Here is an 11,344-nt window from a genome sequence, read left to right as displayed (position 1 = left end):
CCAAGCCCGTTGACGCGCGCACTGATGATCTGCTGCGCCTGTGCCAGCGCATCGCGGCTCGGGCGCGACCCGTCCGGGGTGCGCGCGGTCAACGTGACGCGGGTACCGCCCTGCAGGTCGATGCCGAGCTTGGGGGCGGCGCGCTTGTCCCCGGTCAGAAAGACCAACAGGTAGACGCCGACGAGCAGCAACAAGAAAACCGACAGGTAGCGGGCAGGGTGCACCGGCGCCGAAGACGATGCCACGTTCCTTCTATCTCCTCGAGTAGCGGTTCTTACCCCGGACAGAGCCCGCAACAGAGCCTAGTGCCGCGCACGCGCCCGTTGCGCAAGCGGTCCGCCGCGGCGGACGGATCTTCCGTCAGGAATCCTTGATAACCCGGCCCTCGTCGGATTCTGCCAAGTCGTCGGCGTCGTCACCGTCGGCCAGGTCTTCATCGTCGTCGGGCAGGATCCGGTCGCGGATGGCCAGCTTCATCCACGTGGTCACCACGCCGGGGGCGATCTCCAGATCCACGGTGTCCTCCGTGAACGCGACGACCGTCGCCTGCAGACCGGACGTCGTGTGCACGCGGTCCCCCGGCTGCAGTGACTCGTGCAGGTCGATGGTGGCCTGCATCGCGCGCTTCTGGCGGCGCGACGCGAAGTACATGAACCCACCCATGATGAGCAGGAAGGGCAGGAACAGGATCAAACTCTCCATGACGGGCCTGTCTTTCGTAGTGGCATTTAAGGCACTTCTTGTCGCCGGGTGCCGGAACGACCCGCGGGCCGCGCACCTCGTACCGGCCAGTGTGCCATTGCCGCAGGTCGCTCCCGACCGCCGCGGTGCGCGGGAGGCCCGACGCCGCCGCGCCGGATAGGCTTTAGTGGCGACGTGACAGGCGCGCCGCGGTGAGGAGAAGATCGTGGCCGGCCTCGAGCAGACTCGCCAGCTGGTCACCGAAATCCCCGGTCCCGCTTCGCTGGAACTGACCAAACGGCGCGCCGCGGCGGTGTCCCATGGGGTCAACGTCTCGCTGCCGGTGTTCGTCGCGCGCGCCTCCGGCGGCATCATCGAGGACGTCGACGGCAACCGGCTCATCGACCTGGCGTCGGGCATCGCGGTGACCACCATCGGCAATTCCGCACCCCGGGTGGTGGAGGCCGTGCGCGCGCAGGTCGCGGAGTTCACTCACACCTGTTTCATGGTCGCGCCGTACGAGCAGTACATCGCCGTCGCCGAGGAGCTCAACCGGATCACGCCGGGCTCCGGCGAGAAGCGTTCGGTGTTGTTCAACTCCGGCGCCGAGGCGGTCGAGAACGCCGTCAAGGTCGCACGCACCTACACGCGCAAGCCCGCTGTCGTGGCGTTCAACCACGCCTATCACGGCCGCACCAACCTGGCGATGGCGCTGACCGCCAAGTCCAAGCCCTACAAGAGCGGCTTCGGCCCGTTCGCGCCGGAGGTCTACCGCGCCCCGATGTCCTACCCCTACCGGGACGGCCTGACCGATAAGGAGCTGGCCACCGACGGGGAGAAGGCCGCCGCGCGGGCGATCGACGTGATCGAGAGTCAGGTCGGTGCCGACAGCCTCGCCGCCGTGATCATCGAACCGATCGCGGGCGAGGGCGGATTCATCGTGCCCGCCGAAGGGTTCCTGCCCGCCCTGCTCGACTGGTGCCGCAGCAACGACGTGGTGTTCATCGCCGACGAGGTGCAGACCGGCTTCGCGCGCACCGGCGCGATGTTCGCCTGCGAGCACGAGGGCATAGAACCCGACCTGATCTGCACCGCCAAGGGCATTGCCGACGGGCTGCCGCTGTCGGCGGTCACCGGCCGCGCGCCGATCATGGACGCATCGCACGTCGGCGGTTTGGGCGGCACCTTCGGCGGTAACCCGATCGCTTGCGCGGCAGCACTGGCCACCATCACCACGATCGAAAGTGACGGGTTGATCGAGCGCGCTCAGCAATTGGAACGGCTGATCACCGAACCGTTGTTGCGTCTGCAGGCCGGCGATGACCGGATCGGCGATGTGCGTGGCCGCGGCGCCATGATCGCCATCGAGTTGGTGAAGTCAGGGACCTCGGAACCCGACGCGGAGCTGACTCAGAAATTGTCCACCGCGGCCCACGCCGCCGGGGTCGTCGTGTTGACCTGCGGCATGTTCGGCAACATCATCCGGCTGCTGCCGCCGCTGCCGATCAGCGACGAGCTGCTCAACGAGGGGCTCGACATCCTCGGCCGGCTCCTGGGCGACCTGTAAGACCGGTAAGACCCGGGGACTCATCGGCTCGCGTGGGCAATCTCACAACGACCGCGGCGGCGCGCCCATGGTGGAATACCGTTACTTTAGCTAACGTTCTAAACGTCAGCGCATCGGCGCGAAAACGACTCACTATCTTTCATTGCAAGGGAATTTGTTTATGTCGACCATCAATCGCGACGAGCGGCTCGAGCGCCGCATCGAGGACCTGACCGCCAACGACCCGCAGTTCGCCGCCGCGCGTCCCGACCCGGCCGTCGAGGCCGCCGTCGAGAAGCCCGGGATGCCACTCCCGCAGGTCATCCGCACCGTGCTCAAGGGGTATGCGGACCGGCCGGCCCTCGCGCACCGCGCGGTGGAGTATGTCGAGGACGCGGCGACCGGACGCACCAGGCTGGAGCTGATCCCCCGCTACGAAACCATCACGTACGGCCAGCTGGCCGACCGCGTCGAAGCGCTCGGCCGCGCCTGGGCCAACGACGAGGTACACGTCGGTGACCGGGTCTGTGTGTTGGGCTTCAACAGCGTCGACTACGCCACCATCGACATGGCGCTCGCCGTGATCAGCGCGGTGTCGGTGCCGCTGCAGACCAGCGCGTCGCTTACGTCGCTGCAGCCGATCGTGACCGAGACCGAGCCCACCGTGATAGCGGCGAGCGTGAATCAGCTGCCCGAGGCCGTGGAGTTGATCCTGAGCGGCCACCGGCCCGCCAAGCTGGTGGCGTTCGACTACCACCCCGAGGTCGACGACGAGCGCGAGGCCGTGGAAACCGCGCGCACGCGGCTGGCAGAGGCCGACGTGCTGGTGGAGACCCTGGCCGAGGCGCTCGACCGCGGCAAGGCGCTGCCGGAAACGGTCATCCCCGCCAGCGAGGAATCCGACCCGCTGGCCCTGCTGATCTACACCTCCGGCAGCACCGGCGCACCCAAGGGCGCGATGTACCCACAGAGCAACGTCGCCAAGATCTGGCGCCGGGGCAGCAGGAACTGGTTCGGCGAAAGCGCCGCGTCGATCACCCTCAACTTCATGCCGATGAGCCACGTCATGGGCCGCGGCATCCTGTACGGCACGCTGGGCAACGGCGGCACCGCCTACTTCGCCGCCAAGAGCGACCTCTCCACGCTGCTGGAGGACCTCGAGCTGGTGCGGCCGACCGAGCTGAACTTCGTGCCGCGCATCTGGGAGACCCTGTTCGGCGAATTCCAGCGCCAGGTGGAGCGGCGGCTGTCCGAGGGCGGCGACCGCGAGGCTGTGGCGGCTCAGGTGCTGGCCGAGCAGCGCCAGTATCTGCTGGGCGGGCGGTTCATCTTCGCGATGACGGGCTCGGCCCCGACCTCGCCGGAGCTGCGCGCCTGGGTCGAGTCCCTGCTCGAGATGCACCTGATGGACGGCTACGGCTCGACCGAGGCCGGGATGGTGCTGTTCGACGGCGAGATCCAGCGGCCGCCGGTGATCGACTACAAGCTCGTCGACGTGCCGGACCTGGGCTACTTCAGCACCGACCGGCCGCACCCGCGTGGTGAGCTGTTGCTGCGCACCGAGAACATGTTCCCGGGCTACTACAAGCGGGCCGAGACCACCGCCAACGTGTTCGACGAGGACGGCTACTACCGGACCGGCGACGTGTTCGCCGAGATCGCGCCCGACAAGCTGGTGTACGTCGACCGCCGCAACAACGTGCTCAAGCTGGCGCAGGGCGAGTTCGTCACCCTGGCCAAGCTGGAGGCCGAGTTCGGCAACAGCCCGCTGGTGCGCCAGATCTACGTCTACGGCAACAGCGCCCAGCCCTACCTGCTCGCCGTCGTGGTGCCCACCGAGGAGGCGCTGGCCTCGGGCGACCTCGAGACGCTCAAGCCGAAGATCGCCGACTCGCTCCAGAACGTCGCCCGTCAGGTGGGCCTGCAGTCCTACGAGGTGCCGCGCGACTTCATCATCGAGACCACACCGTTCAGCCTGGAGAACGGTCTGCTGACCGGGATCCGCAAGCTGGCGTGGCCGAAGCTGAAGCAGCACTACGGCGAGCGGCTCGAGCAGCTCTACGCCGAGCTCGCCGAGGGGCAGGCCAACGAGCTCGCCGAATTGCGCCGCAACGGCGCGAGCGCGCCGGTGCTGCAGACGGTGAGCCGGGCAGCGGCCGCGATGCTGGGCACGGCGAGCACCGAGCTGACCCCCGACGCGCACTTCACCGATCTGGGCGGAGACTCGTTGTCGGCGTTGACGTTCGGCAACCTGCTGCGCGAGATCTTCGACATCGACGTCCCGGTGGGCGTCATCGTCAGCCCGGCCAGCGACCTGCAGGCCATCGCCAACTACATCGAGGGCGAGCGCCAGGGCACCAAGCGGCCCACCTTCGCCGCGGTGCACGGTCGCCCCAAAGATCAAGCGACCACGGTGCACGCCGGCGACCTCACCCTGGACAAGTTCCTCGAGGCCGAGACGCTGGCCGCCGCGCCCAGCCTGCCCAAGCCCACCACCGAGGTGCGGACGGTGTTGCTGACCGGCGCGACCGGCTTCCTGGGCCGCTACCTGGCCCTGGAGTGGCTCGAGCGGATGGACATGGTCGACGGCAAGGTCATCGCCTTGGTGCGCGCCAAATCCGACGACGAGGCGCGCGCCCGGCTGGACAAGACCTTCGGCGTGGGCTCCGCGCACAGCGACCCAGCGTTGGTGGCGCACTATCAGGAGCTGGCCGCCGACCACCTCGAAGTGATCGCCGGTGACAAGGGCGAGGCCAACCTCGGTCTGGAGCAGCAGACCTGGCAGCGGCTGGCCGACACCGTCGACCTGATCGTCGACCCGGCCGCTCTGGTCAACCACGTCCTGCCCTACAGCGAGCTGTTCGGCCCCAACGCGCTCGGCACCGCCGAACTGATCCGGATCGCGCTCACCACCAAGCTGAAGCCGTACACCTACGTGTCGACGATCGGCGTCGGTGACCAGATCAAGCCGGGCGAGTTCGTCGAGGATGCCGACGTCCGGCAGATCAGCGCGACCCGCGCGATCAACGACAACTACGCCAACGGCTACGGCAACAGCAAGTGGGCCGGCGAGGTGCTGCTGCGCGAGGCACACGACCTGTGTGGCCTGCCCGTCGCGGTCTTCCGGTGCGACATGATCCTGGCCGACACCACCTACGCCGGCCAGCTCAACCTGCCGGACATGTTCACCCGGCTGATGCTGAGCCTGGTCGCCACCGGTGTCGCACCCGGTTCGTTCTACGAGCTGGACGCCGAGGGCAACCGTCAGCGTTCGCACTACGACGGCCTGCCGGTCGAGTTCATCGCCGCGGCGATCTCGACGCTGGGGACGCAGGTGCTGGACACCGGGGACGGCTTCCAGACGTACCACGTGATGAACCCGTACGACGACGGCATCGGCCTCGACGAGTACGTCGACTGGCTGATCGACGCCGGCTATGGGATCCAGCGGATCGCCGACTACGGCGAATGGCTGCGGCGGTTCGATCAGACGATGCGGGGCCTGCCCGAGCGGCAACGCCAGTATTCGCTGCTACCACTGCTGCACAACTACCAGCGGCCCGAGCAGCCGATCAACGGATCGATGGCCCCGACCGACCGCTTCCGCGCCGCGGTGCAGGAGGCGAAAATCGGCCCCGACAAAGACATTCCACATGTCTCGGCGCCGATCATCGTCAAGTACATCACGGACCTGCAGCTGCTCGGACTGCTGTAAGCACAAGACAGCGATCGCCCAGTCCGTGACGGACTGGGCGATCGCTGTTTCTAGCTGAACCGGTTACTGCTGTGGGTGTGGCCAGCGCAGGTACGCGGCGTTGGCGCCCGACGCCGGGCGATGGCGACGCCACCCCCGCTTCGGCTCCGGGTCGGCAGCCGTACGCGGCTTGGTCAACGCGCCCGAGGACACCTCGGCGGGCTCGTACGCCGAGTCGCGGTAAGGCTCGACGCCAGGCGCCCACACGGCTGTCGCCGGCGCTACGGGCTGGACGTCCCGCGCCAGCCGCACGGCCGTGCGGGCGAGCACCACACCGCCGACGAAGACGATCAGCGCACCCAGTCCGGAGAAATAGCTGACTTCGAGCACCGCACGCTTGCGCTCGGTGGCGGCGACGGGGTCACCGGCGGAGCCGATTCCCAGCAGCGGCGCGAGCTGACCACCGACGATGAACCAGGCGCCGGACAGCACCGCCAGCCATCCGCCCAGCATGGCCGCCACCCGATTTCCGGCGATGATCAACAACAGACCGCCCAGCACGGTCGCGGCTCCCGGCAGGACCTCGAGCCACCCACGAGCCGAACTCCACGCCCACTCCCGGTCGGGTGAGTAGGCGAAATTGAAGCGCGGTCCGACAAACGGTATTAACGCCCCCCAAGCTCCCAAGATGACCAGGAGCAATCCGCTGACCGCGCCACGCGAACGCGGCATGCTCAGCCCGCGGGTTTGGCCGTCTTCTGCGTATTTCATGATTTCCCCTCGTTGAATACCGGGCCTATTTCCGGCCGGAGATGGGTACCCGGCGGTTTCCAGTCGTAACCCATCGGGCACGTGAACACCACCGCTCCCGGTGACGATTGGGGCTGGTGAGGCTGCTGTTACTGCTGAAGTCCGAGCAGCAGCAGCACGATCGCGATCACCGGGAAGGCACCCTGCGTCACCGCGGCGCGCGCCTTCTCCGGCGCGGACAAGAGCAGCACCACGGCGGCCGCCGCCATCGAACCGACGCCGGCGAAAATCAGCGCCGCGCCAACTGCGTTGTGCCGCAACATGATCGCGGCAATGCCCAGGCCGCTGACCACCGCCAGGAACAAGTTGTAGAAGCCCTGGTTGAAGGCCAGCAGCTTGGTGGTCTCGGCTTCCTCGGCCGTGGTGCCGAACGTGGCACGGGTGCGCGGCGAGGTCCAGGTCAACGATTCCATCACGAAGATGTACACGTGCAATAACGCCGCCAATGCGGCGAATACCAACCCGGCGGCGATCATCGCTCCTCCTCGCTCGTCGAGGCCCGCATGTCCCCGGCGCCGGTGACTCTACCGACCTGCGGGTGGCGGAGTGCCGTGACGCGAAAGGGCGCCGGTAGCCAATCGGCTACCGGCGCCTCCCGAGTTGGCGGTTACCGCCTACACGCCGGCGTGGTGGTGGCGGTGGAACAGGCCGCCGCCCGCGCGCCGGCCGAACAGGCCACGCCCGCGCGGCTCCGGCTCGGCTGCCGTTGCGTCCGCCCGAGCCGCCGTCACGCCGCGAGTCTCGTCGTACATGCCGGGCTCACCCGCCGGTACGGCGTCGCCCGCCACCGGCGCCGGTTCCCGCACCACGACATCGCGTGCGTGCCGAACGGCCAGGCGCGCGACGGCCGCCCCGCCCAGGAACACGATCAAGGCGCCCAGACCGGTGAAGTAGGTGATCTCGAGCAGGGCTCGCTTCAGGTCCGTGGACGCCACCGGTTGACCGAGGCCCCCGATGCCCAGCGTCGACGCGAACGCGCGGCCCACCACGAACCACGCACCGCCGGCGACCGCCAGCCAGCCGCCGAACACAGCGCTAGCCCGGTTACCGGACAACAGCACGAGCAGGCCGCCCAGTGCCGTAGCGGCCCCGGGAAGCACCTCGAGCCAGCCCTTGGTCGTCGTCCACGTCCAGGCCGGGTCGGACATGTACGCCCAATCGATGTTGGGCCCGAAAAACGGCACCAATGCGCCCCAGGCGCCCAACAGAATCAGGAGCAGGCCGGTCAGCGCGCCGCGGGTGCGCGGCATGTACAGCGCGCGAGGGCGTTCATAGTCGTAGCGCGTGGTCCTCATTAGAATCTCCTTCAACAGGTATTGCTGTTGTGAGCTTGGTTACCCGACGGCGCCCACGTATAACCTGCTGCGGGCCGCGCATGTGGTTTGCTGCGAACCTTCACCCAGATGCCCGCCGCGCCGGTGGCGGCCCTCTGAGCAGGCCGGATCCCGCCGGCGCGCGTGCGCGCACCGTCCGGCCGAAAGGTCACGATTTGGCCGCAATCGGCCGGGCCGCCGACGGTGGCGGCCCGCTTCGCCCGCCTACGCCCCTAGTCGAACAGACCGGGTTGGCCCAAACCGGCCGCGCCCGCCGGTGGGCTCATGCCCAGGTGAGTCCACGCCTGAGCGGTGGCCACCCGGCCCCGGGGGGTGCGGGCCACCATTCCGGCGCGAACCAGGAACGGCTCGCACACCTCCTCGACGGTGGTCGCCTCCTCGCCGACCGCCACCGCCAGCGTCGAAACCCCGACCGGCCCGCCGCCGAAACTGCGGGTCAGCGCCGAGAGCACCGCCCGGTCCAACCGGTCCAGGCCGAGTTCGTCGACGTCGTAGACCGCCAGCGCGGACTTGGCCACGTCACGGGTGATCACCCCGTCGGCGCGGACCTCGGCGAAGTCCCGGACCCGGCGCAGCAGCCGGTTGGCGATGCGCGGCGTGCCGCGCGAGCGCCGGGCGATCTCCTCGGCCGCCTCGGCGCCCAGCTCGATGCCCAGAATGCCGGCGGAGCGGGCCAGCACCCGCTCCAGCTCGGCGGGTTCGTAAAAGTCCATGTGTGCGGTGAAACCGAACCGGTCGCGCAGCGGTCCGGTCAGCGCGCCGGAGCGAGTGGTCGCGCCGACCAGGGTGAAGGGCGCCACGTCCAGGGGGATCGACGTCGCCCCGGGACCCTTACCCACCACCACGTCGACCCGGAAGTCCTCCATGGCCAGGTACAACATTTCCTCCGCGGGCCGGGCGATGCGGTGGATCTCGTCGATGAACAGCACGTCGTGCTCGACCAGGTTGGACAGCATGGCGGCGAGGTCGCCGGCGCGTTCCAGCGCGGGGCCCGACGTCACCCGCAACGACGTCCCGAGTTCGGCCGCGATGATCATGGCCAGGGACGTCTTGCCGAGCCCGGGCGGACCCGACAGCAGGATGTGATCAGGCGTGCCGCCGCGGTTCTTGGCTCCCTCGATCACCAGTTGGAGCTGTTCGCGCACCCGCGGCTGGCCGATGAACTCTTGCAGCGAACGCGGCCGCAGGCTGACGTCGATGTCACCCTCCCCGACGGACAGCGCCGGCGAGAGCTCGCGGTCGGCGTAGTCGTCGGTCATTTGCGCCGCTCTCCCCCGCAAGCGGGTGGTGCCCCCACCTCATCGCTTCGCTCTGCATCGCCGCCGGCGCGGGTCATCGCGACTTACCCAGCAGCGACAGGGCGGCCCGCAGGGCGCCGGACGTCGTCGCGTCCTGCTCGGTGGCCAGCACCTTGTCGGTGGCCTCTTCGGCCTGCTTGACGGCGAAGCCCAGACCGACCAGGGCCTCCACCACCGGGCCCCGGACCGCGTGCCCGTTCACCACGAATGCACCGCCCGGTGCGCCCGCGGTGACGGCGCCGACCTTGTCCCGCAGCTCGAGCACCATCCGCTCGGCGCCGCGTTTGCCGATTCCGGGCACCCGGGTCAGCGCGGTGACGTCGCTGTCGTGCAGCACCTGCCGCAGCGCCGCGGCGTCGTGAACCGCCAGCGTCGCCATGGCCAACCGTGGCCCCACGCCCGACACCGTCAGCAGCGTGAGGAAGAGGTCGCGGGTGTCGGAGTCTGGAAACCCGTACAGCGTCATCGAGTCCTCGCGGACCACCATCGCGGTGATCAGCCGGGCCTCGGTCCCGGTGCGCAGGGTCGCCAACGTCGACGGTGTCGCGTTCACCCGGTAGCCGACGCCGGCGGCCTCGATCACCGCATGGTCGAGCGCCACCTCGAGCACCTCGCCGCGCACCGACGCGATCATCGCGCGGCCTTGAGCTTGGCCAGATACTTGTGCCGCTGCTGCTCGGCCAGCGCCTCGGCCGCGGCCATCCGGGCCATCATCGGCGCCCGCCAGCAGTGACAGATCGCCAGCGCCAGCGCGTCGGCGGCGTCGGCCGGGGTCGGTTTGGCTTGCAGCGCAAGGATTTTGGTGACCATCGCGGTGACCTGAGCCTTGTCGGCGGCGCCGTTGCCCGTCACCGCGGCCTTCACCTCGCTCGGGGTGTGAAAGTGCACGTCGATGCCGCGCTTGGCGGCCGCCAGCGCGACGACCCCGCCGGCCTGCGCGGTGCCCATCACCGTCGAGACGTTCAGCTGGGAGAACACCCGCTCGATGGCCACCACATCCGGCTGATGGGTGGCCAGCCAGTGCTCGACGGCATCGCTGATGGCCAACAGCCTGTGGGCCAGCGGCGCATCAGACGGGGTCCGAACCACGTCGACGTCGAGCGCGACCACGCTGCGCCCGCTCCCACTTTCCACCACCGAAAGTCCGCATCGGGTCAGTCCGGGGTCGACGCCCATCACGCGCATTGCCCGCTCCCACCTGTAGAACAGCTGTTCGATACCCTAGCGGCCGGGGGCGACGGCTCCGCGGAGGACACGCGGCGGCGCCGCCGATTCCCGGCTCGGGACGTTACAGCGCCGAACCAACGCAAAAGCTGTTAGCTTTTACCCCACGTTCGCTCAAGCAATGTGGCAACGGAAGGGTTTGCGTGGGATCACTGCTGGTCATTATCGCGATCGTGCTGTTCATCGCGTCAATCGTGGTGTTGGTCATCGCTTTGCGGCGCCCCAAGCAACCGGCCCCGCCGCGCGGACGCCAGGATCCCCTCTCGTTCAACGCGATGCCGGAATTCGGCCCCCGCCAACTCGGCCCCGGCGCGATCGTCAGCTACGGCGGCGTCGACTACGTGGTCCGCGGATCGGTGACGTATCGCGAGGGCCCGTTCGTGTGGTGGGAGCATCTGCTGGAGGGCGGCGACCAGCCGATCTGGTTCAGCGTCGAAGAGGACGACGGGCGCCTCGAGCTGGCGATGTGGGTCAGCCGCAAGGACATCCAACTGCAGCCGGGTGACTCTTACGTCGTCGACGGGGTGACGTTTCACGAGTCCGAACGCGGTCGCGCCTCGTTCACGACCGAGGGCACCACGGGCCTGCCGGCGGGCGGCGAGATGGAGTTCGTCGACTGCGCCAACTCCGACGAGTCCGCGCTGCTCTCGTTCGAGCGCTGGGCGCCGGGCATGCCGTGGGAGGTTTCGACCGGCAAGCCCGTGCTCACGGGCGAGCTGACCGTGTATCCGGCACCCCCGCCCTCCTCCCCCTAGGG

At 68.8% G+C, this 11,344-nt stretch carries 10 protein-coding genes and 1 pseudogene; 3 read left to right on the top strand and 8 right to left on the bottom strand.

The genetic code is table 11. From position 1 onward, the window contains the following. Nucleotides 1-245, bottom strand: a pseudogene (locus A5773_RS05155) (protein translocase subunit SecD); the annotation flags it as partial. A gap of 115 nt (nucleotides 246-360) precedes the next feature. Next, a complete protein-coding gene (yajC, locus tag A5773_RS05150; protein ID WP_066949979.1) occupies nucleotides 361-702 on the bottom strand; it encodes a preprotein translocase subunit YajC in 342 nt (113 codons plus the stop codon). A gap of 205 nt (nucleotides 703-907) precedes the next feature. Here yajC and gabT point away from each other — a divergent pair, with 205 nt between their 5' ends. Next, on the top strand, nucleotides 908-2,248 hold the full coding sequence (gene gabT, locus A5773_RS05145; protein WP_066949982.1) for a 4-aminobutyrate--2-oxoglutarate transaminase: 1,341 nt from the start codon (nucleotides 908-910) through the stop codon (nucleotides 2,246-2,248). A 160-nt stretch (nucleotides 2,249-2,408) separates the two neighbouring features. Beyond that, nucleotides 2,409-5,942, top strand: coding sequence for a carboxylic acid reductase (gene car, locus A5773_RS05140; protein ID WP_067789793.1), 3,534 nt, complete (start codon nucleotides 2,409-2,411; stop codon nucleotides 5,940-5,942). Between the two features lie 63 nt (nucleotides 5,943-6,005). Here the strand turns inward: car and A5773_RS05135 are convergent, their stop codons facing one another. The 6 genes from A5773_RS05135 to ruvC all read right to left on the bottom strand — a co-directional run bounded on the left by A5773_RS05135 (nucleotide 6,006) and on the right by ruvC (nucleotide 10,548). Next, complete coding sequence (locus A5773_RS05135) at nucleotides 6,006-6,692, bottom strand: hypothetical protein (protein WP_067789791.1); 687 nt, start codon at nucleotides 6,690-6,692, stop codon at nucleotides 6,006-6,008. A gap of 128 nt (nucleotides 6,693-6,820) precedes the next feature. Further along, nucleotides 6,821-7,207, bottom strand: coding sequence for a DUF1304 domain-containing protein (locus tag A5773_RS05130; protein ID WP_067789789.1), 387 nt, complete (start codon nucleotides 7,205-7,207; stop codon nucleotides 6,821-6,823). A 138-nt stretch (nucleotides 7,208-7,345) separates the two neighbouring features. Beyond that, nucleotides 7,346-8,026, bottom strand: coding sequence for a hypothetical protein (locus tag A5773_RS05125; RefSeq protein ID WP_066949994.1), 681 nt, complete (start codon nucleotides 8,024-8,026; stop codon nucleotides 7,346-7,348). Between the two features lie 251 nt (nucleotides 8,027-8,277). Next, complete coding sequence (gene ruvB / locus A5773_RS05120; RefSeq protein ID WP_067262165.1) at nucleotides 8,278-9,324, bottom strand: Holliday junction branch migration DNA helicase RuvB; 1,047 nt, start codon at nucleotides 9,322-9,324, stop codon at nucleotides 8,278-8,280. Between the two features lie 73 nt (nucleotides 9,325-9,397). After that, nucleotides 9,398-9,997, bottom strand: coding sequence for a Holliday junction branch migration protein RuvA (ruvA, locus tag A5773_RS05115; protein ID WP_067789786.1), 600 nt, complete (start codon nucleotides 9,995-9,997; stop codon nucleotides 9,398-9,400). Next, nucleotides 9,994-10,548 (bottom strand): crossover junction endodeoxyribonuclease RuvC, encoded by a 555-nt coding sequence (gene ruvC / locus A5773_RS05110; protein WP_066950004.1) that lies wholly within the window; start codon nucleotides 10,546-10,548, stop codon nucleotides 9,994-9,996. Before ruvC ends, ruvA begins: the two co-directional genes overlap by 4 nt. 182 nt (nucleotides 10,549-10,730) lie before the next feature. Between ruvC and A5773_RS05105 the strand changes: the two genes are divergently transcribed. Next, complete coding sequence (locus A5773_RS05105; RefSeq protein WP_066950007.1) at nucleotides 10,731-11,342, top strand: DUF4178 domain-containing protein; 612 nt, start codon at nucleotides 10,731-10,733, stop codon at nucleotides 11,340-11,342. Nucleotides 11,343-11,344 lie beyond the last annotated feature (2 nt).

Source organism: Mycobacterium sp. 852014-52450_SCH5900713, assembly GCF_001667075.1.
In the GTDB taxonomy this organism is placed as follows: Bacteria; Actinomycetota; Actinomycetes; order Mycobacteriales; family Mycobacteriaceae; genus Mycobacterium.
The sequence above is the reverse complement of the archived record's forward strand: the minus strand, read 5'-3'. Positions and strand labels throughout refer to the sequence as shown.

Coding starts and splice junctions, on each gene's coding strand:
- yajC (WP_066949979.1), bottom strand. CDS start 702: ATGGAGAGTTTGATCCTGTTCCTGCCCTTCCTGCTCATCATGGGTGGG.
- car (WP_067789793.1), top strand. CDS start 2,409: ATGTCGACCATCAATCGCGACGAGCGGCTCGAGCGCCGCATCGAGGAC.
- A5773_RS05135 (WP_067789791.1), bottom strand. CDS start 6,692: ATGAAATACGCAGAAGACGGCCAAACCCGCGGGCTGAGCATGCCGCGT.
- A5773_RS05130 (WP_067789789.1), bottom strand. CDS start 7,207: ATGATCGCCGCCGGGTTGGTATTCGCCGCATTGGCGGCGTTATTGCAC.
- A5773_RS05125 (WP_066949994.1), bottom strand. CDS start 8,026: ATGAGGACCACGCGCTACGACTATGAACGCCCTCGCGCGCTGTACATG.
- ruvB (WP_067262165.1), bottom strand. CDS start 9,324: ATGACCGACGACTACGCCGACCGCGAGCTCTCGCCGGCGCTGTCCGTC.
- ruvA (WP_067789786.1), bottom strand. CDS start 9,997: ATGATCGCGTCGGTGCGCGGCGAGGTGCTCGAGGTGGCGCTCGACCAT.
- ruvC (WP_066950004.1), bottom strand. CDS start 10,548: ATGCGCGTGATGGGCGTCGACCCCGGACTGACCCGATGCGGACTTTCG.